The 21025-nt window shown below is 73.6% G+C and carries 21 protein-coding genes and 1 tRNA gene; 4 read left to right on the forward strand and 18 right to left on the reverse strand.

Annotation, left to right across the window (positions count from 1 at the left end; all coding sequences use genetic code 11):
* Positions 1-16: 16 nt before the first annotated feature.
* Positions 17-202, reverse strand: a complete 186-nt coding sequence (locus ACOOHE_RS15915; RefSeq protein ID WP_420455068.1) for a hypothetical protein — start codon at positions 200-202, stop codon at positions 17-19.
* A gap of 190 nt (positions 203-392) precedes the next feature.
* Between ACOOHE_RS15915 and ACOOHE_RS15920 the strand changes: the two genes are divergently transcribed.
* Positions 393-668: a DUF4235 domain-containing protein gene (locus ACOOHE_RS15920; RefSeq protein WP_420455069.1), complete on the forward strand. Its 276-nt coding sequence runs from the start codon at positions 393-395 to the stop codon at positions 666-668.
* A 26-nt stretch (positions 669-694) separates the two neighbouring features.
* Here ACOOHE_RS15920 and ACOOHE_RS15925 read toward each other — a convergent pair whose 3' ends face one another.
* The 11 genes from ACOOHE_RS15925 to ACOOHE_RS15975 form a co-directional block, all read right to left on the reverse strand.
* Positions 695-1894: a KamA family radical SAM protein gene (locus ACOOHE_RS15925; RefSeq protein WP_420455070.1), complete on the reverse strand. Its 1200-nt coding sequence runs from the start codon at positions 1892-1894 to the stop codon at positions 695-697.
* The gene (locus ACOOHE_RS15930; protein WP_420455071.1) at positions 1891-2112 is read right to left on the reverse strand and encodes a DUF4926 domain-containing protein; all 222 of its coding nucleotides are present in this window, start codon (positions 2110-2112) and stop codon (positions 1891-1893) included. Before ACOOHE_RS15930 ends, ACOOHE_RS15925 begins: the two co-directional genes overlap by 4 nt.
* Positions 2109-2441 (reverse strand): DUF6883 domain-containing protein, encoded by a 333-nt coding sequence (locus ACOOHE_RS15935; protein ID WP_420455072.1) that lies wholly within the window; start codon positions 2439-2441, stop codon positions 2109-2111. The genes ACOOHE_RS15930 and ACOOHE_RS15935 overlap by 4 nt, the downstream gene beginning before the upstream one ends.
* A 137-nt stretch (positions 2442-2578) precedes the next feature.
* Entirely contained in the window at positions 2579-2815 is a 237-nt protein-coding gene (locus ACOOHE_RS15940) for a hypothetical protein (RefSeq protein WP_420455073.1), read from the reverse strand.
* Between the two features lie 21 nt (positions 2816-2836).
* Positions 2837-3871 (reverse strand): D-alanine--D-alanine ligase, encoded by a 1035-nt coding sequence (locus ACOOHE_RS15945; protein WP_420455074.1) that lies wholly within the window; start codon positions 3869-3871, stop codon positions 2837-2839.
* On the reverse strand, positions 3868-4671 hold the full coding sequence (locus ACOOHE_RS15950; RefSeq protein ID WP_420455075.1) for a hypothetical protein: 804 nt from the start codon (positions 4669-4671) through the stop codon (positions 3868-3870). The genes ACOOHE_RS15945 and ACOOHE_RS15950 overlap by 4 nt, the downstream gene beginning before the upstream one ends.
* 70 nt (positions 4672-4741) lie before the next feature.
* Positions 4742-5512, reverse strand: coding sequence for an SDR family NAD(P)-dependent oxidoreductase (locus ACOOHE_RS15955; RefSeq protein ID WP_420455076.1), 771 nt, complete (start codon positions 5510-5512; stop codon positions 4742-4744).
* Positions 5509-5964 carry a hypothetical protein gene (locus ACOOHE_RS15960; RefSeq protein ID WP_420455077.1) on the reverse strand — a complete coding sequence of 152 codons (456 nt, stop codon included), beginning with the start codon at positions 5962-5964 and terminating at the stop codon, positions 5509-5511. The genes ACOOHE_RS15955 and ACOOHE_RS15960 overlap by 4 nt, the downstream gene beginning before the upstream one ends.
* Before the next feature lie 54 nt (positions 5965-6018).
* Positions 6019-6693 (reverse strand): hypothetical protein, encoded by a 675-nt coding sequence (locus ACOOHE_RS15965; protein WP_420455078.1) that lies wholly within the window; start codon positions 6691-6693, stop codon positions 6019-6021.
* A 67-nt stretch (positions 6694-6760) separates the two neighbouring features.
* Positions 6761-7333, reverse strand: coding sequence for a DUF2480 family protein (locus ACOOHE_RS15970; protein WP_420455079.1), 573 nt, complete (start codon positions 7331-7333; stop codon positions 6761-6763).
* Between the two features lie 78 nt (positions 7334-7411).
* Positions 7412-8569 (reverse strand): cysteine desulfurase family protein, encoded by a 1158-nt coding sequence (locus ACOOHE_RS15975; RefSeq protein ID WP_420455080.1) that lies wholly within the window; start codon positions 8567-8569, stop codon positions 7412-7414.
* A gap of 207 nt (positions 8570-8776) precedes the next feature.
* Between ACOOHE_RS15975 and ACOOHE_RS15980 the strand changes: the two genes are divergently transcribed.
* The 3 genes from ACOOHE_RS15980 (at position 8777) to ACOOHE_RS15990 (ending at position 10470) form a co-directional block, all read left to right on the forward strand.
* Positions 8777-9886 (forward strand): alpha/beta hydrolase family protein, encoded by a 1110-nt coding sequence (locus ACOOHE_RS15980; RefSeq protein ID WP_420455081.1) that lies wholly within the window; start codon positions 8777-8779, stop codon positions 9884-9886.
* The gene (locus ACOOHE_RS15985; protein ID WP_420455082.1) at positions 9883-10335 is read left to right on the forward strand and encodes a GNAT family N-acetyltransferase; all 453 of its coding nucleotides are present in this window, start codon (positions 9883-9885) and stop codon (positions 10333-10335) included. The genes ACOOHE_RS15980 and ACOOHE_RS15985 overlap by 4 nt, the downstream gene beginning before the upstream one ends.
* Before the next feature lie 62 nt (positions 10336-10397).
* Positions 10398-10470: transfer RNA gene (locus ACOOHE_RS15990), tRNA-Glu, on the forward strand.
* Positions 10471-10531: 61 nt separating this feature from the next.
* Here ACOOHE_RS15990 and nhaA read toward each other — a convergent pair.
* From nhaA to ACOOHE_RS16020, 6 genes are all read right to left on the reverse strand, one after another.
* Positions 10532-11881: a Na+/H+ antiporter NhaA gene (nhaA, locus tag ACOOHE_RS15995; protein WP_420455083.1), complete on the reverse strand. Its 1350-nt coding sequence runs from the start codon at positions 11879-11881 to the stop codon at positions 10532-10534.
* 154 nt (positions 11882-12035) lie between these two features.
* A complete protein-coding gene (locus ACOOHE_RS16000) occupies positions 12036-12302 on the reverse strand; it encodes a hypothetical protein (RefSeq protein ID WP_420455084.1) in 267 nt (88 codons plus the stop codon).
* Positions 12303-12371: 69 nt separating this feature from the next.
* Entirely contained in the window at positions 12372-14870 is a 2499-nt protein-coding gene (locus ACOOHE_RS16005) for a TonB-dependent receptor domain-containing protein (protein ID WP_420455085.1), read from the reverse strand.
* A gap of 147 nt (positions 14871-15017) precedes the next feature.
* A complete protein-coding gene (gene clpP / locus ACOOHE_RS16010; protein WP_420457634.1) occupies positions 15018-15647 on the reverse strand; it encodes an ATP-dependent Clp endopeptidase proteolytic subunit ClpP in 630 nt (209 codons plus the stop codon).
* Between the two features lie 251 nt (positions 15648-15898).
* The gene (gene tig, locus ACOOHE_RS16015) at positions 15899-17368 is read right to left on the reverse strand and encodes a trigger factor (RefSeq protein ID WP_420455086.1); all 1470 of its coding nucleotides are present in this window, start codon (positions 17366-17368) and stop codon (positions 15899-15901) included.
* A gap of 281 nt (positions 17369-17649) precedes the next feature.
* Complete coding sequence (locus ACOOHE_RS16020; RefSeq protein ID WP_420455087.1) at positions 17650-20967, reverse strand: peptidase MA family metallohydrolase; 3318 nt, start codon at positions 20965-20967, stop codon at positions 17650-17652.
* Positions 20968-21025: the final 58 nt, after the last annotated feature.

Here is a 21025-nt window from a genome sequence, read left to right on the forward strand (position 1 = left end):
GGCGGCCCCTGGTGGGCTAAAACTCGCGCGGTGGGATCTCGCGCGTGCGCGTCTTGGTGACGGCCAGCAGGATGCCCAGGCCGAGCATCACGACGCCGCCGGCGCCGATCCACGCGGCGGGCACGCCAGCGAGGTGGGCCGCCATGGCGAGGCCGGCGGTGAGGACGAGGAAGCCGAGGAGGTAGACGGAGAGCGACGACATGGCGGGGGAATGGGGCGAGGGGATCCGACCCGGTATCGTCCGGTCGGCTCCGAGGGTGGGTTCACCCGTCCCGAGTGTCACGAGGCCGCGACGCACGCTTCCGCTGTCGCCTCCCGCTGGCCCCCGGGGAGGACCCGACGTCCGATCCGCGACGGGTCTGGCGCGTAGCACCGGAAACCTCCCTACTCCGATGCTCTCCCGAAAGACCCGCTGGATCGCCGCCTCTGGCCTGGCCGCCATCGGCGCCTCGTTCGCCACCCGCTCGCTGCTCCGCCGGAGCTGGCACGCGGCCACCGGCGAGGACCCGCCGCTGAACCCGGCCTCGACCGACACGGCCTGGACGGAGGCCGTCGTCTGGACCGTCGCCGCGAGCGTGGTCGCCGGCCTCTCGAGCCTGGCCGCCCGCCGGGCCACGGCCCACGCCATCGGGGGCCCCGTCCCGTCCGACAAGTTCGGCGACGACTGATCGGAGGCCCCGCCAGCGCGAGACGCTCAGGCCGGCTCGGCGTAGACGAACCGGGGCGCGCCCGTCGGGACCGTCCGCGCCTTGGGCGGCATCGCGATCTCGGGCAAGCGGACCGGCGGCTCGTAGCCGGCCGGCAGCGGGTTGGGCTCGGCCCACACCGTCCCCCGCGTCGTCTCCATCACGACGTGGTCGCCGGCCCGGCCCAGGACGTAGTCGCGCGTGAGCGGCACCTTCCCGTCGGGCGTGTCCAAGACGTAGGCCGGGACGGCGAAGCCGGACGTGTGGCCCCGCAGTGCGCGCAGGATCCCCATGCCCGTCTCGATGGGCGTCCGCAGGTGCGCCGTCCCGCCGATGAGCTGGGCCTGGTAGAGGTAGTACGGCCGGACGCGCATCGTGACGAGCCCTTCGCACAGCGCCCGCATCGTGTCCGCGTCGTCGTTGATGCCGGCGAGCAGCACGCTCTGGTTGCCGACCGGGACGCCGGCGTCGGCCAGCCGCTCGCACGCGGCGCGGGCCTCGGGCGTGAGCTCCTTGGGGTGGTTGAAGTGGGTGTTCAGCCAGACCGGATGGTGCCGCGCCAGCACCTCGCACAGCCCGTCCGTGACCCGCATCGGGTTCACGACGGGCAGCCGGCTGCCGAGCCGGATCACCTCGACGTGCGGGATCGACCGGAGCTCGCCGAGCAGCCAGTCCAGATTGGCGTCCGAGAACACGAGCGGGTCGCCGCCGGTGAGGAGCACGTCGCGGACCTCGGGGTGCGCGCGGAGGTACGCCAGCCCCTCGCGGAGCTCGTCCTTCCGCATCATAAAGTCGGCGTCGCCGACCATCCGCTTGCGCAAGCAGTACCGGCAGTAGACGGCGCACTCGGACGTGACGCAGAAGGCCACCTTGTCCGGGTAGTTATGGACCAAGTTCTTGACTGGGCTGTGGCCGACCTCGTCGAGCGGGTCGGCCACGCCCACGATGTCGGGGGCCACCTCGGCGGCCTGCGGGACCACGTGCTGGCGGATGGGACACGCGGGATCGACGGGGTCCATCAGGCTCGCGTAGTACGGCGTGATGGTCCACCGGAACACGGCAGCGGTGACCTCGATGGCGGCCCGCTCGGCGTCGGTCGGGCGGACGTACCGTTCCAACGCTTCGACGGTCGAGACGCGGTGGCGCATCTGCCACCGCCAGTCGGTCCACTCCGCCTCGGAGCCGTTGTGCTGCGGGCGGGCGGTCACGCCGCGTCCGCCGGGGCGAAGTGGAGCAGCAGCATCTGGTCCTCGCGGAGGTCCGGCATCGCCGTGGTCCGTCCCTTGTCGTCCGCGAACTCGACGAGCCAGACGCCGTCCGCCAGCGGCTCGACGAGCGTCCCTACCTGTCCGCGCACCAAGCCGTGCGCAGGCACACCGTCCAACAAGGCGATGGTGTCGAGCAGGCGGAAGGGCGACGAGGTCACAGGACGTAGCAGGTGGTCAGGCGAGGGAACGTCTCGTGGGTGTGGACGATCCATCCCGTCCGAACGACGGCCGACCCTGAGTCCGTCTGGATCGGCAGATCGACTTCATAGAGGACGCCGTACGCCGTGCGGCGCTTCCGAACGGCATGGGCGGTGCGAACGCCCTCCAAAATACGGGTCCGCAGCCACTCGGCGTCGTCCGCTCCGATCCCGAGAGCCGACCGGAACACGGTGGCTTTGTGCTTGCCCCGGTCGTCGTCCACCGACAGCGCGTAATCCCGCAGCTTTCGGATGTCGAGGAACGCTCGGTCCGCGTTAGGGAGGGTCATCGGGTCGGTCGCGTATCTGAGGGAGGCCCACGGACAAAAAAAGCCGGTCTTCCCCTGGAGAAGACCGGCCCGGTGCCGAATGATTAGACGATACGTTGCTGGCCTTACCCTGTCAACCGCCAGGGACCGAGACCGAGTCACACGTCGTCGGGCTTGCGGACGTAGGGGTAGCGCCGGTACTGCGCGAGCACCTCGGGGTCGGTCGTGTCCTCGAACGTCTCGCCGCAGACGGCGCACGCGAACACGATCCGCTTGGGCGTGCTCGACATCCCGTTGAACAGGGCGAGCCAGCCGCCCGTCCCGTGCGTGAGGTCGGGGCGGGACGAGTGGTGGTAGCGGTCGTGGCCGCAGGAGCAGGTCGGACGCTTGTCCATGATCTCGGAGGTCTCCCGCTGCTACTCGCCGGCCCCTGTCGCCGTTCGCGCACGGGTCGCGGATTCGGTTCCGAGCGCGCGCGCGAGCGCGGCGCCGAGCACGTCGGCGAGGAAGGCGTCGTAGGGCTGGCCGTCGAGCTCGGCCAGGATGGCGAACGTGCCGTCGGGCGCGAACGTCGGCAGCGGGTTGATCTCGATAAAGACCGGCGCGCCGTCCGGCCCGACCCGGAAGTCGGAGCGCGAGAAGTCGCGGCACTCGATGGCGCGGTGGGCCGCGAGCGCCGCGTCGGCAAGGGACTGGTCGAGGGCGGGCGTGAGCGCGCCGTCCAGCGCGGCGTCCGGGTCGCCGGCCAGCGCGTGGACGCCGATGCCAGAGGCCGGCTCGACGGCCCGCTGCAACGCCGGCAGCGCCCGGGCCCCGCCGCCCGTCCCGACCACGCCGACGGTGAACTCGGCGCCATCGACGAACGCCTCGACCACGACGTCCTGGCCGTAGAGCGCGTGCTGGCGGACGACCTCGGCGCGGAGCTCGGCCGGCGTCTCGCACCGGCTCGACGGAGCGATTCCCTTGGCCGTCCCCTCGTAGCGGGGCTTGACCATCAGCGGGAACGCGAGGCCGGCCGCGAGTGCCGCCGCGTCGGCCCCGGGCGGGACGACGACGCCGGCCGGCACGGCGACGCCGGCGTCGTCCACGACAATCTTGGTCAGGTGCTTGTCGAGCGAGACCGACAGCGACAGCGCGTCGCTCCCGACACACGGCACGCCGGCCAGCTCGAGGAGGACCGGGACGTGGGCCTCGCGGTTGCGGCTCCCGTAGCTCTCGGCAATCGTCACGGCCGCGTCGACGCCGAGCGGCCCCCGGCCCATCGCCGCCAGCAGCGCCCGGGCGTTGCCGATCCGAACGGGCGCGTGGCCGAGCCGCCGGAGCGCGGCCTCGAGCGCGGCGACGGTCTCCTCGGGCTCGTACTCGGCGTCCCAGTCGGGCGGGGCGCCGGGCGGGCGGGGCGCGTCGCCGAACCGGTCGTAGCACAGGCCCACGCGGAGCGCGCCGGTCACGGCGTCCCGGTGCGAACGCGCGAGGCGCCCACCTCGCCGGGCGAGACCTCGTCGGCGTTAAGAAGACGGGGGTCGATCCGGCCGGTCGACGCTGGGTCGGTGGCCGGGCGGTCGAGCCGCGAGATCAGGTCGACCCGGTCGAGCAGCGCCTCGAAGCGGTCAGCCGTCCGCGCGGCCGAAAGCTTGGCCGCGAGGAGCATCGCCCCGTACAAGACCACTCCGAGCACCACGAACATCGCCCCGAATGCGAACGCCTGCCCGAGGGTGGACGGGTCCAGCACGCTCACCATCGCGATGAGGCCGAGGCCCATCCCCGCGAACACTCCGCCGAGAGCGTATCCGGCCGGCCGGTGCGTGTCGGGCGCCTCGACCGTCACCAAGTCCCCCTCAGGCCCCTCCTCAACTCGCACCTGGAAGGACGCCGACGTTTTAGAGGACCACGACGTGACGACGGTGGCCCACTCCCGTCGTCGGCCGATCTGCTGGGCCGTCCCCTCCTGCTTGAACTCGGCTCGGAGCACGTCCACGACGCGCTCCCACTCGCGGTCCGAGAGCCGGTCGGGCAGGAGGCGGGAGCGCCGGATGGCGACGGGGACGCCGTGCCACCTTTTCTCGGGAGTGGCGGCGAGCCGCTCGGCGGCGGCCTCGGCGGCGACGAGCGTGGGGTCGAGCCCGGCCTCGCGGCCGATGGCGGCGAGCTCTTCCGCCGTCAGCCCGTCGGCGGCCGGCGTGGCGTGCTGACGCCGCGCGGCGCGGGCGAAGATGCGGTGGGCCTCGTCGGCGGAGAAGCGGTCGGACATGCGCGATGGGGGCGCTCTCAACCTACGGAGCGGGAGGGCCGGGGGAGCACCCGAAAGGCCGTTTCCGCACTCAGCGGACGTACGACGCCGCGTTGACGTCGACCGTCGTGCCCGTCGCGTGGTCGGCCAAACCGGACGCCAGGAAGACGACCGTCGGGGCCACGTCGTCGGGCTCCGTCAGCCGGTCGAGCGCGGCGCCGCGTCGGGCGGCGGCCTCGCCGTGGACCTCGATGTAGGGCGCGGCCATGTCGGTCCGCGTGAAGCCGGGCGCGACGCCGAACGCGGCGAGCCCTCCGCCCGCCCGGGCCAACGACTTCGTGAGGGCAACGACGCCGCCCTTCGACGCGGCGTAGGCGAGGTACTCGGGGTCGTCGCCGCGGAAGGCGGCCCGGCTGGAGACGGTCACCAGGCGGACCGCCACCCCCTCCTCTCCCCGCTCGCGGCGGTCTCGGGCGTGACGAGCTGCGGCCCGTCCCAGTTCAGCCACCGACCGGAGGTTCACGGCCATCGTCCGATCCCACACCGCCAGCCACTCGTCGAGCGGCGCGTCGAGCCGAGCCTCCTCGAATGTGCCCGCGTTCGCCACCACGACGTCGACCCGGCCGAAGGTGTCAAGGACGGCGTCGAACAGGTCCTGCGCCGCGCCGGGCACTGCGAGGTCGGCCTGGAACGCGCGGGCGTCGGGGAGGGCGCCGGCTACCGTCTCGGCGGCCTCCACGCTCTGTCCGTAGTGGACGGCGACGGTCGCCCCGGCCTCGCCCAGCCGGTGCGCGACGGCCCGGCCGATCCCCCGGCTCGCGCCGGTCACCACAGCCACCTTTCCCTCCAGATCGACGATCACGGGCGCGTGCGCACCATCCGCACGACCAGGCCGTCGGCCGTCGTGATCTGGAGGCGCCCGTCGTCGAGGATCTGGTAGCGGACCGGGTCGTCGTCCTCGACCAAGATCTGCCCGTCCTCGGTCTCGAACGCGAACGTCCGCTCGTGCGAGAGCGGCTCGAGGTCCTGGACCATCTCCATCTGGACGTGGGCCGTGCCGGCGGCGTCGAACGCGCACGTCATGTTTTCCACCTCGACGCCGAGCTCGCCGAGCCGCCCGCCCTCGGCCACCTCCGCGAGCGTCCACGCCCCGATGAGGACGGAGTCGACCCCGGCCTTGGACTCCACCTCGGCCGCGGGCTCGGCCGCGACGTCGGTCACCGGGGGGGCCGTGGGCTCTGGGAGCGGCGCCGGGTCTGACTGGGCGAGGGCCGGGACGGTCAGGAGAGCGGCGGCGAGGGCGAGCGGGCGCATGGCGGGAGTCGGTGTGTGGAGATCGAACGGAGAGGCCGCCCCTCTTCGTGCGGGTCAGTCTTCGACCCGCGACAAAACGGTCCGCTCGCCGTCGGCCTCGACGACGAGCTGGCGGCGACCGTCGGCGTCGCGGGCGAACGTGTAGCGGGCGGGGTCGTCGCCGAGCAGGACGTAGGGGCCGGCCACGACGTAGTCGCCCGTGTCGCGGTCGTCGCCCTCGCGGACCTCGGCCCGGCCGTCGGGGTCGAAGCGGACGCCCCACGGCCGACCTCCGCGAGCGCCGGCCCAGGCCCCGACCAGGTCGGGGTCGCGAGCGAGCGCCGGGTCGGCCGCCCGGAGGAGGAGCACGACGCCGGTCTCGACGTCGCGGACCGTCAACTGCGTCGCGTCGCGGGCCACGTCGAACACGGTCACGTCGCCGCCCTCGCGGACGACGAGCTGGCCGGCCGAGCTCAGGTAGCGGCCCCGCTCGAACCGGCCCGACAGCTCGGCGTCGTCGGGGTCGAGGAACACGTAGACGGCGTCGAACCGGTCAGTGCCAAACGTGAGCCGGGCGAACACGAGCTCGTCCTCGACCGGGACGTTCTCGGCGGCCACCAGCTCCCACGTCCCCACCACGTCGGGCGCGACGGGCTCGGCCGGCGGCGGCCCGATCACGTCGGGGCCCACCTGAGCGGCGACGGGCGCCGCGCACAGGACCAAGACGAGCGGGACGAGGCGGGCGGTCACGGTCGGCGGCGAGAGGGGGCCGTTGGACGCCGCCTGTTCCCATCGGGTTCTTTGGGTCCGCCCGATCTCAGGCGCTCGGTCGCGGAGGCCCCGCCGGCTTCGTCCTGGCCGGCGTCGCGGCGGCTCCGCTCGCGGGCGAGGGCGCCGGCCGACGCCACACGGGGACGGACGAGCACGGCTCGCCGTACATGACCTTGCTGGCGACGCCCTGCAACCGGCGCGTGGCCTGGACGAAGGCGTCGAGCGGGACCAGGTCGTTGCCGCAGCCCTTGAGCACGACCGGCGCGTCGCGGTACCGCTCCCAGTCGACGTCGGCGAGGGCGGCCACCAGGCGGGCCCGGCGGACCTCGGCGGGCGTCCCGGCCGCGACCGACGCCGCGACGCCATCGAGGCGGGCGGCGACCAACATGTAGGCCCACGTCGGGACGAGCGCGTCGGCCGAGCAGAACACGGCGACGTCGGCGCCGGCGTAGGCCGTCCAGTCCGTCTCTTTGAGGGCCTGGCGGAACTCGCGCTCGCGCAGGACGAGGCCGCGGTAGAGGTGCGGGGCGAGGTCGAACGCGACCGGCGCCGGCGGCGCGAGCCCGGCCAGGTCGAGCGTCTCGATGGCGCTCTCGGCGACGCGGTTGACGATCTCCATGAGGGTACGAGGTACAGGGTACGAGGTACGAGCGGACGGGACGGCGGTCGTACCTCGTACCGGGTACCCCTACCGAGTCTAGGCGGCGGCGCGGCGGCGGACGAGGTGGACGGACTCGGCGACGTGCTCGGCGGCGACGTCGACCTCGGCCTCGGTCGTGGGGCGGCCCAGGCTGAAGCGGACCGTCGCGCGGGCCTGCTCGGGCGTGAGCCCCATCGCCGTCAGCACGTGGCTGGGCTCGTCGGTGTGGGCGTGGCAGGCCGAGCCGGCCGAGGCGGCCACGTCGTGCAAGACGGGCAGGAGCTGGGCCGCGCGGGCGCCCTCGAACCGGAGGCTCGTCGTGTTGGGCAAGCGCGGGGCCCCGGCCCCGTTGACGGCCGTGCCCGGCACGGCGGCACACACGGCGGCCTCGAACCGGTCGCGGAGCGCCTCCAGCCGCTCGGCGTCGTCGGCCTGGGCGCGGCGGGCGATCTGGGCGGCCATCCCCAACCCGACGATGCCGGGCACGTTGAGCGTCCCCCCGCGGAGCCCCTCCTCCTGGCCGCCGCCCGTGACCTGGGGCGCCAGCCGGACCCGCGGGCCCCGCTGGCGGACGTAGAGCGCGCCGACGCCCTTCGGCCCGTACAGCTTGTGCGCCGAGAGCGCCAGCAGGTCCACGCCGTCGTGGTTCACCGAGATCGGGAGCTTGCCGGCCGCCTGCGTCGCGTCGGTCATCATGAGCGCGCCCGCCCGGTGGGCCCGCTCGGCGATCTCGGGGATCGGCTGGACGACGCCGGTCTCGTTGTTGGCCCACATCACGCTCACCAGGAACGTCTCCTCGTTGAGCGCCGCCTCGAGCGCGTCCAGGTCGACGAGCCCGTCCGTCCCGACCGGGAGGTAGGTCGTCTCGTAGCCCTCGCGCTCCATCGCCTCGCACGTCGCGAGGACGGCCCGGTGCTCGGTCTGGACCGTCACGATCCGGTGCCGCCGTCCGCCGTAGATGTCGCCCGCGCCGCGGATGGCGAGCGAGACCGACTCGGTCGCGCCGCTCGTGAAGAAGAGGGTCCGCGGCGTGGCCCCGATAAGCTTGGCCGTCCGCTCGCGCGCCTGCTTGACGGCCTCGTCGGCGGTCCAGCCGAAGCTGTGCTCGCTGGAAGCGTTTCCGAAGTGCTCCCGGAAGAACGGGAGCATCGCGTCGAGCACGCGGTCGTCGACCGGGGTCGTCGCGTTGTAGTCGAGGTAGATGGGCGTACGCATGCGGTCGGTTCAGAGGCCGGCGCCGCCCCAGATTCACGGGGCCGCAGACCAGCGGTTCGTCGGTCTTCCGATGTATACGGATGCTCCCGATCCGATGTTGTGGATCTTCGCCGGAGAGGGCGCGGAGTCGCCCCTCCCCCGCCCCCACCCGGCGGGCACGCCCGGACACGCCCACCCGTTCTCGACGCCTCCGACGCCCCCCTTTCCATGCCCCTCCCCTCCCGAGCCACGCGCTTGGTCGCCGGCTCCCTGCTGCTCGTCACCGGATGCACCGAGCCGACCGTCGTGTCGGACTGCGTGCCCGGCGTCGACCCCGACTGCGACATGCCCATGCCGGCCGACGAGGTCGTCGCGGGCGTCAACCTGACGGCCCTGTTCGCGCCGCCGACGATGGCCGAGGTCGAGGCCGCCCGCGCCACCACGCCCGCGACCGACGCCGAGGCGACCGTCACGGCGCTTCCGGCGGGCCGCGACGGGGTCCAGCGGTTCCGACTCGCGCTCGACCGCGAGGGCCGCCGCATCGTGACGGCCTTCGTCCGGGTGCCGGGGACGCTGGCCGAGACCACGCGCCTGCCGGTCGCCGTGGTCCTGACCGACGGCACGGACGGCGCGACGGACGCCGACGCCCTGACCGACGCCTCCTTCGGCGCGCTCGTCGACGGGTTCGTCCAGATCGTCGTGGCCTACCGCGGCGAGTCGCTGGCGGTCGACGGCGAGGCCGCCCGGTCGGACCTCGCGCCGGACCCCTACCGCGCCGACGTCGCCGACGTCCGGGCCGTGCTCGCGGCGCTCCCGCGCGTGCCCCGCGCCGACCGCCAGCGGGTCGCGATCCTCGGCGTCGGCCGCGGGGGAACGGTCGCGCTGCTGACGGCGCTCCAAGACCCGGCCGCCGTCGATGCCGTCGTCACCCTCGGCGCGCCGACGGACCTGTTCGCGCCGTCGTTCCGGGACGAGGCGCGGACGCGGCTCTTGGAGGAGTCGCCGACCGCGCCGTACCCGGCGCTCGATGTCCTGGCCGCGCCCGTGCTCGCCGTCCGCGACGGGGAGCTCGCGCCGGGCGCCGCCCGCGTGGCCCTCGCCGCCCTCTCGCCCGCCCGCCTGGCCGCCGGCCGGACGCTCCCGGCCGTCCTCGCCCTCCACGCCGCCGGCGACCTCGTCGTCGGCGAGGACCAGCTGGCGAGCCTGCGAGCCGCGCTGACGTCGGAGGCCGGGACGTCGCGGGTCGCGGACGTGGTCGAGGGCGCGGACCACGACGGGCTGATCCGCGTGCCGACGGTCCAGAGCCGGATCGTGGCCTTCCTCGGGACCGCGCTGTGACCGGGGTCGAGATCCGCGAGGCCGTGACCGAGGCCGACTGGCGAGCCGTCCGCTCGGTCCGCCAGCGGGTCTTCATCGACGAGCAGCGGTGCCCTCCCCAAGAGGAATGGGACGCCGCCGACGCGCCGGCCCTCCGCGGCCGGTCGGTCCACCACCTGCTCGCGGTGGAGAGCGAGGGGCCGGTCGGCGTCGCGCGCTGGCGCCCGGTGGGCGCCGTCGTCAAGCTGGAGCGGTTCGCCGTCGTGCCCCGGGCTCGCGGGCGGGGGCTGGCGCGAGCCCTCGTGGCCCGGGCCCTCGCCGACGCCCGTGCGGCCGGCCACCGCCGGTTCGTCCTCCACGCCCAGACCTACGTCGCCCCGCTGTATGCGTCGTTCGGGTTCGAGCCCGTCGGCGCGCCGTTCGACGAGGCGGGCATCGAGCACGTGAAAATGACGTTGGGCGCTGGCTAGCGCCGGGAGGGCTGGCTACCTTTTTCGTCCTGCCCGGCCGGACGCCGGGCGCCTCGCGACCTGCCGCGTTCGTCTAGAGGCCTAGGACGCTGCCCTCTCACGGCGGTAACACGGGTTCGAATCCCGTACGCGGTACACGAAGACGCCGACCCTCTCATGAGGGTCGGCGTCTTTCGTTGAGGCCGTCGGGGGGCGGTCAGACCAGGGCGTCGGCGGGGACCGGCTCCACCGGCTCCCTGTCCCCTCCGGCCTTGACCGTCCGCGCCGCCCCGATGAGAACGACGGCGCCCAAGACGCCCGAGATGACGGACGCGGCCAGGATCCCCATCTTCGCGCTGTCGAGCAGCGGCCCGGCCCCGAACGCCAGGTTGGCGATGAAGATGGACATCGTGAACCCGATCCCGGTCAGGAAGCTGACGCCCAACACGTGGCGCCAGCTGACGCCGGCCGGCAGCGCCGCCAGCCCGGTCTTGACGGCGAGGAACGCCAGCGCCATCACGCCGATCGGCTTGCCGACGACCAGGCCCAGCATCACGCCGAGCGCGACCGTGTCGGTGACGAGCGCCCCGACATCGGCGCCGAAGGCCACGCCGGCATTCGCGAGCGCGAACACGGGCATCACGAAAAAGGCCACGAACCCGTGGAGCCCGTGCTCGAGCCGCGCCAGCGGCGTCTCGACCTTTTGGCACGCCACCTCGATGCTGTGAACGGCTGCCGCCTGGTCCGGCGTCGGGTCCGTGGGCGAGCCCTGGATGCCAGTCCGGAACCGGGCGAGCAGGTCGCCGACGCGGTCGGCGAACTCGACCTCGTGGATCTTGCGGTTCGCCGGGATCGTCAGCGCGACGAGCACGCCGGCGATGGTCGCGTGGACGCCCGACTTCAGCATGAACACCCAGGCCGCGAGCCCGACCAGCGCGTAGACCGACGTCCGCTGGACGCCCAGCCGGTTGGCGACGGCCAGCACGCCGACCAGCGCGAGGGAGGCGACCAGCGCTGAGACGTTGATCTGGGCCGTGTAGAAGATGGCGATCACGACGACGGCGCCCAGGTCGTCGACGATGGCGACGGCAGTCAGGAACACCTTGAGCGCGAGCGGGGCCCGGCTCCCCAAGAGCGCCAGCACGCCGAGCGCGAACGCGATGTCGGTCGCCATCGGGATGCCCCACCCGGTGACGCGGTCGGTCCCCAGCGTGACGGCCGTGTAGAGCAGCGCCGGGACGACCATGCCACCGAGCGCGGCGGCGATGGCGAGCGCGGCCTTGCGCGGCTCGGCCAGCTCGCCCGCCAGCACCTCGCGCTTGATCTCGAGCCCGACGACGAAGAAGAAGATGGCCATCAGCCCGTCGTTGACCCACAGGATCAGCGGCTTCGAGATCTCGAACGCCCCCGCGCCGACGGTGACGTACGTGCCCCACAGGTCGGCGTAGGCGCCCGCGAGTGGGCTGTTGGCCCACACCAAGGCCACAGCGGCGGCGGCGAGCAGCAGGATGCCGCCGGCGGCCTCGGTCTTGAAGAAGGTCTGGAACGGTCGGAGAAGCGTCTGCATCGGAGTCGGAGAGTCGGGCCCAGGCCCCGGCGGCGCCGGGAACACGGACTAAAGAAACCATCGGCGTGGCCGCCGTGGGAGAGCCGCGGCCCCACCTCGGGGTCGGCGTTCGGTGGGCCCGTCGGGCGGGCGTCGCTCGCGCCGTGCGCGAGGGCTACCGTTCCGGCGGGGGCGTCCCCACAGACGTCTCGACCGACCCCGCCCCGACTCCGTTCCTCGACAGGCGCCGGTCCGTCTCCGGGCGGTCGCCGACCGAGGTCTCGAAGACCGCCTCCTCCGCCTCGGCCTCCCCCCCCGGCGGCGCGTCGGGCGCGGCCGGGCTCTCGATGGGAGCGCTCGCGGGGACCTCCGCCCACGCCGACGCGAGCCCGCCGCACAGGACGAGCAGGACGAGCGCGAGCAGGGACGTCTGGAGCGTCACGGTCGGCCTCCAACGGGCCGGCCGCGCGGGGGTTGCCGAGTCGCGACCGGCTTCACCACGCCTCAACGGCTACCGCCCGAACCGAGCCCGCAGCCCGACCGTGACCGTCCGCGGGAGCCCGGGGCGCAGGCCGGCCGGCCGACGTGCGGCGACGGTCGTCTCGTCGGTGAGGTTGGCCACGCGGCCCGTCAGCGTGAGGCCGCCGGGCAGCGGCGCCTCGGCGACGGCGTCGAGGACGAGGTGGGCCCCGATCCGCTCGGCGTCCGGGATCGGGCCTCGGCCGGCGACGGCCCGCATGTCGGAGACGGCGTTCGCCAGCAGCGCCGCGCTCCACCCGCCGCGCTCGACGCCCGCGCGGACGTAGAGCCGGTGCCGGGCCTGGTACGGCAGCTCGTCGCCGTCCTCGACCGTGCCCCAGCCGTCGAACTCGCTGGCGAACGAGCTCTGGAAGCGCCCGTCGGTCAGCGTGTAGGCGAGGCGGACCGGGGCGGCCCAGCGTCCAGGGCCCGCCAGCCGCGCGAGGTCGGCCGTGACGCCGACCTCGGCCCCGACGACGTCGACGCGGCCCCCGTTGAACAAGTCGGTGGTCCCCCCGCCGCCGGCCGCGGCCAGGTCGCTCCCGAGCAGGTTCCGGTAGGCCGTCCGGTACCCGGCCGCCTGGACCTCGAGCGCCGGGCTCCCGTAGCGGACGCCGACCTCGGCGTTGACGCTCTCCTCGGGCCGGGTCTCGGGTTGGCTGTTCGGCGGCGCGAACCCGCGGTGGAGCCCGCCGAACACGCGCCAGCCCCGACCCAGGTCGACGACCGCGCCCAGACCCGGAATCAGCGCCGTCGCGCCGTTCTCGCGGACGACCAGGTCGGCGCCCGTCCGCTCGACGTCGGCCTTGCCGAAGTCCTGGCGGGTCAGGCGAACCGACTCGAGGCGGAGGCCCGGCGTCAGCGCGAGCCGGCCCCACGCCACGTCGGCCTGAACGAACGCGGCGACGGCCCGGGCCGACTCGATCCGGTTGCTGTCGGTCCCCGGCACGCCCTCGGCCACCAGCGCCGACTGGCCGCCGGCCACGCCGTAGGTGTCGACCCACTGGAAGCGGTCCATCTCGTCGGCGTGGAGGCGGACGCCGGCCTCGACGAGGGCCCCACGCGCGGCCGTGCCCAGGCGGAGCCCGGCCGTCGTCTGGACGCCCTGGCTGAGGTACTCGCGGTTGTTGGCCTTGACGTACAGGCTCCCGTCGCCGTCGCCGCGGACGACGGCCAGCTCGGCCGGGTGCGCGTCCGGCGCGGCTAGGACGTCGGCGATGCCGACCGGCGCGCCGCCGGCGGCGGCCTTGTCGAGCTTGTACCAGTTGCGCGCGAACGCATTCCGGTAGGCGGTCGTCGTCAGGTCGAGCCGGTCCGAGACCACGGCGACGTGGCGGGCGCGCAAGGCGGCGTGGTCGGCGTCCATCCGGTCCTCGCGGCTGCCGGCGTAGCGGGCGAACGGCGTCGCGGCAAAGTCGGCGTCGGTCAGGCCGAGGTAGGTCTCGTCCGAGACCTCGTCGGTCCGGCTCGCCGTCAGCGTCAGGCTCTGGAAGACGCCGGCCGTCGGGGCCGTCGCGACCCGGACGCGGCCGAACAGGTCGAGCTTCTCGAACCCGGTGCTGAGCGGGTCGCCGTCCGGGCCGAGGAGCGCCGCGCCGTCGCCGCCGCGGAGCGTCTTGAACCCGTCGACGTTGTCGGACCGGACCTCGGCCACGGCGCCCACGCCCCCCCCGCCCAGCCAGGGCGCGCTCGCCGTCGCGTGGCCCACGCGGGCGTGGAGCGTCCGCTGGTCGTGGGGCCCGACGACGGCCTCGCCGCGCGCCTCGAACCCGTCGGGGATGGGCGCGGCGATCAGGTTGATGGCGCCGCCGGTCGTCCGCGGGCCGTACTTGATCTGGCCGGCGCCCGTCCGCACCTCGACGCCGTCCATCCGGCCGACCGTCGGGAAGTAGTACGCCGAGGGGGCGGCGTAGGGCGCGGGCGCGATGGGCACGCCGTCCTCCATCACCGTGATCGTGCCCGACCGCTCGGCGCCGCTCCCGCGCAGGCCGATGTTCGGGCGCAGGCCGTAGCCGTCCTCCTCCTGGATCGTCACGCCGGGCACCTCGCGCAGGACGCGGTGGACGTCGCTCGTCCCGAGCCGCTGGAGCGCGCGCGGGCCGACGTAGTGGCCCGAGCCGGGCAGGTCGAGCGTGCCCCGGCCGGTCAGCGTCTCGCGCGCCGTGACCACGACCTCGCCCGCGTCGAGCGTCGCCTCGACGAGGACGAGCCGGACCTCGGCCCGCTCGCCGGCCGCCAGCGCGACGCGGGCCCGGGCCGGCGCGTACCCGATCAGGCTCGCGACCACCTCGACCGCCCCGGCCTCCAGGCCGACGATCTCGAACCGGCCGTCGACGTCGGTGGCGGCGCCGCGCGGCGTCCCGCCGACGACCACGTTGGCCCCGGCCAGCGGCCCCCCGTCGGTGCCGACGACGCGGCCGGCGACCGCGGCGGTCTGGGCGCCGGCGGCGACGGCCAGCAGGAAGGAGAGCGGGAGGAGGAGCGCGCGCATGGGGAGGCTGTCTGGACGCCGGCTAACCTAGCCCGCTATCTGGATCGTGTCTAGACAAGCTCCGACCTCCGTCCTCTCTTCACCGACGGCCACGAAAAAGCGGGCCCGCCTCGCTGGCGGGCCCGCTGTGCCGACGGCGGCCGAGCGCTAGGCCTCGGCGTCGTCCTCGCTGGCCTCCTCCATCGTCTCGATGGCCTCGGCCGGCTCACCGACTCCGGCGCCGAGCACGGCGTCGATGATGCCGTACTCCTTGGCCTGCTCGGGGCTCATGAAGTTGTCCCGGTCCGTGTCGCGCTCGACCTTCTCGACCGGCTGGCCGGTGTGCTGCGAGATCACCTCGTTCATCCGCTTCTTGATGTAGAGGATCTCCTCGGCCTGGATCTGGATGTCCGAGGCCTGGCCCTGCGCGCCCGACGACGGCTGGTGGATCATGATCCGGCTGTTCGGCAGCGCGGCCCGCTTCCCGGCGGCCCCGCCCAACAGGAACACCGACCCCATCGACGCCGCGAGCCCGACGCAGATCGTGGCCACGTCGGGTTTGACGAACTGCATCGTGTCGTAGACGGCCATGCCGGAGTAGACGGCGCCGCCGGGACTGTTGATGTAGATGTTGATGTCCTTCTCGGGGTCCTCGGCGGCCAGGAACAGGAGCTGGGCCACGGCCAGGTTGGCCGTCGTGTCGTTGACGGGCGTCCCGAACAGGACGATCCGGTCCTTCAGGAGCCGGCTGAAGATGTCGTACGACCGCTCGCCCCGCGTCGTCTGCTCGACGACCATCGGGACGAGCGCGCTGATGGGCGCCGCCTGCTGCGGGCCCGAGTAGATGTCGTCGGGGAGGGTGGTCAGGTTCTTGGAGAACGAGACGAAGTCGCGGATCTGGCTCATGCGGGGTCTCTCGGTTCGAAAGGGGGGATCGGGCGCTGGCACCCGGCCGCGCGGGCGCGGTTCCGCCGGGCGCGGCGGCCGGAACGCTGAGCGCCCTCCCCCGGACGTCGGGAGAGGGCGCCCGTCGGTCGGGGCAGACGGGGCTATTCCTCCTCGTCCGCCGTCTCGGTGTCGTCGGTCGGCTCGTCCTCGAAGACGCCCTCGGTGGCCGGGGCCAGCTCGACGGGCGCGTTGGCGCGGGCCTCGGCGATGGCCGCACGTCGGGCCTCGGCCTCGGCGCGGATCTCGTCGGCCGACTTCTCGACGACCTCGAACCGGCCTTCGAGCGCGCCGAACAGGCGCTGGTTCATCAGCTGGTCGCCCATCTGCTCCAGGAGCTGGGGCTGGGACGAGAAGTACTGCTTGACGAGCTCCAGGTCGGCGCCCTCGCCGGCCAGCTTCTCGAACTCGGCGTCGAAGTCCTCGGACGAGAGCTCCAGGCCCTCGTCCTCGATCAGCCGGTCCTTGACGAGCAGCCAGCGGACCTGGTCCTCGGCCTGCTGGCGGGTCTCGTCGCGCCAGGCGTCGACATCGAACGTCGGCGGGATCTGGCCCTCGAACTGCTCGCGGACGTCGTCGAAGAGGGCGTCGAGCGAGGCCTCGGTCAGCGTCTCCGGCACCTGGACCACGTCGCGGTGGGCGAGCACGAACTGCTCGACCATCTTCTGCTCCAGCGCCTGGTTGGCCCGGTTCGCCCACGACCGCTCGAGGTCCTCACGGATCTGGGTCTTCAGGTCGTCCAGCTCCTCGCTCTCGCCTCGCGTTTGGGACTTGACGAACTCGGCGTCGACCTCCGGCAACACGCGCTCCAACACGTCGACGACGGTGAGCTGGTAGCGGTCGACGTGGTTGGCTTCGCCGTCCCCTTCGGGGGTGTCGTGGTCGGACTCCTCGTCTCCGTGGAGGTGCGGGAGCTCGACGGTCGTCTCATCGCCCGTCGCCAGGCCGGTCAGGGCCTCGACCATCTCGGGGCGGAGGTCGGGGTTGGCCATCACGATCCGGGCCGCGTTCTGCTTGGCCCCGACCGGCTCGCCGTCGGCGTCGACGGGCTGGATGTCGACCATGGCGACGTGCTCGGCCGTGATGGCCGTGCCCTCGGGCGTGTCCTCCTCGGTCGCCGCCAGGTCGCGGCGGCGCTGGAGGTCGGCGTCGACGTCGTCGTCGGTGAACGTGCGGACGACGCGCGTGACCGGCACGCCGGAGAGGTCGGCGAGGTCGAACTCGGGGCGGACGCCGAACTGGACGGTCGCCTTGAGCGGCTGGTCGGGCTGGTCGAGGTCGAAGTCGAGCTCGACGAGCCGGGGCTGGCCGAGCGGCTCGACCTCGTCGTTCTCGGCGACGGCCGTCCGGTACGCCTCGCCGATGACCTCCTCGGCCACCTGGATCGTGACCTGGGGCCCGACCATCTTCTTGACGACGTTGAGCGGGACGCGGCCCGGCCGGAACCCCTTGAGGTTCATCTGGGCACGCTCGCGGCGGAGCGCGGCCTCGATCTGGGGCTGGAGGTCCTCGGCGGGGACGGTCACGTCGAGGACGTAGTCCACGCTGTTGACGGCTCGGACGTCGGTCTGCATCGGAGTGAGTTCAGAGTTCGGAGTTCAGAGTTCGGGAAGCCGTCGGCCTCCCCCCTCAAATGACGACGTGCGCAGCGCCTCGGACGGGCACCGCGCACGGGGATACGAGAAGCTAGGCGGCGGGCTCCGGGCGGGGGGTGAGAATGGCGTGAGGGAGAGTTCGGAGTTCAGGGTTGACGAGGACGACCCTCCCGACCAAGCTCCCGCTCGGCGACGGCTCCGCCGCTCTCTATGCTCTCTCGAACACAGACTTCCAACACCCGAACTCTGAACTTCGAACTCTAAAAGTCCAGCCCGACGGAGACGTAGAACCGGCGCTCGCCGAACCGCTTGCCGTCGAACGGCCACCCCCAGTCGGCGCGGACGGGGTAGCCCAGGACGAGGGTCCGCAGGCCGACGCCAGCGCCGAGCAGGACGTCGTCCAACACCTCGCGCTCGACGTCGGGCGTGGTCGGGTCGTCGTCGTCGTCGACGGAGACCGTTCGCCACAGGTCGAGGCCACCGTTCGAGATCACGCCGGCGTCGACGAAGCCGACCGTCTGCAAGTTGTAGAGCGGCGCGAGCGGGAGCGGGCCCGGCAGCACGGCGGCCACGAGCGGGACGCGGGCCTCGGCGTTGACGAGGGCGAAGCGGTCGCCGGCCGCCTCGTTGAACCCGAACCCCCGCACGGGCAGGACCGGCGTGGCGAACACGAAGTCGTCGGGCCCCTCGACGGGCAGGCTGTCGAACTCGGTCTGGACCCAGTTCTGGACGCCGGCCGCATAGAACCGCTGCGGGTTCGGGCCGACGCTCAGCCCGGCCGAGCCCCGCAAGGCAACGGCATAGCCGGGCCCGAGCGACCAGTAGCGGCGGCCGTCGGCCAAGGCCGTCGCGAAGAAGGCGTCGGGGCCCGGCGCGCCCGAGAGGCTGGCGGCCCACCGCGTGCCCGAGCGCGGGCCCAAGAAGCCCGGCACCGTCCGGTCCTCGGTGTAGGTCACGCGCGGGACGGCGAACAGGCGGCTCCGGGCGCGCTCGCCCAGGTTCGAGAGGTCCGTGAGGGAGACGCCCAGCAGGCCGACCTCGGCGTCGACGCGGCGGAACTTGTCGAGCGGGTACCGCGCCGTGCCGACGAGCCCGTAGTTCCGGTACCGGTAGATGGTCGGGTTGACGGGGTCGCGGAGCTGGCGGGCGAGGTGGAAGCCCTGGACCCCGAGGTGCGTCCGCCGCGAGCGGTCTTGGTAGGACAGCACGTAGTCGGCGTTCCGCAAGTCGAGGACCAGGTTCGTCGAGAGCCCGATCCGGTGGTTGCCCAGCATGTCCGAGAACAACAGCTGGGTCACGCTCTGGACGCCGTAGATCGTGTCGTAGCCGCCGGCGGCGTAGACCAGGTCGAGCGTGAACCTCAGCCGGTAGTCGCGAGCGAGCAGCGCGCCGGTCGAGTCCCGGTTGAAGGCGGGCTGGAACGGGTCCTCGGGCGCGCCGGTGCGGGCCCGGGCGCCGTCGTCGAAGGCGTCCGAGAACTCGTAGGCGCGGACGTCGACGCGGGGCCCGCGCTCGGGCGCGGTCGGGTCGAGGGCGAGGGTGTCTCGGGACGCTAGCAGGTCGGGCGGCGGGCCCAAGAGCGCCAAAAGCGAGTCGGCCAGGGCGATCTCGGCGGGCGTCGGCGGCCCGGCGCGGCGCGGCGGCGGTGGGGGCGGACGGCCGTCGGCGGCGTCGCGCAAGAGTGGGTTCCGGTCGCGCGTCGTGGCCGAGGCGAGCTGGAGCGCGGGCGCCTCGCCCGTCTCGCCCGTCCGGCGCTGGGCCCACACGGTCGGCGCCAGCGTCGCCGGCAGGTCGTCGCGGCCGAACGGGTCGCGGAGGAAGAAGACGCTCGGCGTGCCGTCGTCGAGGGCCAGGAAGACGGCGCGGCTGCCGTCGGCCGAGAGCGAGACGTCCAAGACGCCCGTCTGCAGGTCGGTGAGCGGGCGCGCGGTGCCGGTCGAGTCGAGCGCGTAGAGGTTCGGGATCCCGTTCCGGTCGCTGACGAACAAGAGCCGGTCGCCGGCCGGCCCGGTCGCGAACGCGGCGTCGGTCTCGTCCCAGACGTCGTCGTCGGTCAGGCGCGTAAGCCGGCCGGGGTCGTCGAGGTCGAGCCGGTAGAGGTCGAACTGGCCGCGCCCCAGCGTCCGGGTGTCGAACGTGCCCGCGAACGCGGCCGGCGCCGTCGCCCGGCCGACCGCGAGGGCGCCGCCGCGGTCGGAGTGGAACACGAGCGAGCGGCCGTCGGGGCTCCACGCCGGCGCGTGGTCCGAGTACAGGTCGCGCGTCAAGTTGGCCACGCCACCCGTCGTCAGGTCGACCGTGTAGAGGTCGGAGTGGGCGCCGGCCGTGCCCTCGAACGCCAACCGCGTCCCGTCCGGGCTCCACGCGACCGACACGACGGCGTCGACGCCGACCGGGCGGACCGTCTCGACATCGCCCGTGCGGACGTCGACGAGCGCGATCCCGTCTCTCCCCCGGCTCGACACGGCGACCGCCAGGCGGCGGCCGTCGGGGCTCCACGCCAGGCCGGGCGACAGGATCCGCAGGCTCTCGAACTGGACGTTGTCCTGGCCGTCGATGACCTTCTCGGGCGCCCCGCGCCCGGCCGTCGGCGCGACGTAGACGTCGAACAGGCCGTCCTGGGTGGCCACGTAGGCCACGCGGTCGCCCTGGGGCGAGATCGCCGGGCTCGCGTGGTAGCCGGCGCCGCCGACCTCGGGCGTGGCGACGGCGCGCGCGATGGCGTCGGTGTCCTCGCGCGCGGCGACCTCGGGGTAGTAGACCGTCCGCAGCGTCCGCTTCCACCGGTCCGAGAGGTCGCGGAGCCCGAGCCCGGTCGCCCGGCGGAACGCCCCGTCGACGCTCCGGCCCAAGCGGATCCGGTCGAGGACCTCGGTGATCTTCTCGCGCCCGTACTCCTGGGCCACCCAGTCCCACACGCCCTGGCCGCCGCGGTAGGCGAAAAAGCCGCCCAGGCGCGGGATGTCGGGCAGCCGGTCCTCCAGGATCGCCTCGCGGACGTACATGTCGGACTGGGTGTCCCAGCCTTGGGCGCTGTACTCGGCCAACCCCTCGTTGAACCAGCCCGGCAGGCGGAGCCGGTTGCCGCTCCGGATCAGGCTCTGGACCGAGCCCCCGTAGTACAGGTCGTTGACGACGGCGTGGACCAGCTCGTGGTGGACGACGCGGCGGAAGTCGCGCCAGTCGCCGGTGAACGGGATTGCGATCCGGTTCTTGAACAGCTCCGTCACGCCGCCGATGCCCTCGGAGTAGATCGGCAGCTCGGCGGCGTTGGTGACGGCGAAGTCGCCGTGCGTCGGGTAGACCAGCATTGGGATCCGCCGGGCGACGTCGGTCCCGAACAGGGCCGAGACCTCGCGGTAGGCCTCCTCGGCGGCCTCGGCGGCGAACTCGGCCAGGACGCGCCCGCCCGGGGCCGCGTCGCGCTCGTAGAAGTAGACGTCGAAGTGGGCCGTCTGGACCGTCTGCCAGTCGGCCTGGCGGTACTGGACGCGGTTCTTGCCGAACCCGAAGTACTGCGCGCTCGCGGGCGCGGCGCACGCGGCGGCGACCGTCAGCAGGGCGAGCAGGCGGAGCATCGGCGACAGGGGAGACGCCAGAGGGTAGGGCCGGCGCCGGGCGGCGGCAAGGGACAAC

This window comes from Rubrivirga sp., assembly GCF_965213695.1.
Lineage (GTDB): Bacteria > Bacteroidota > Rhodothermia > Rhodothermales > Rubricoccaceae > Rubrivirga.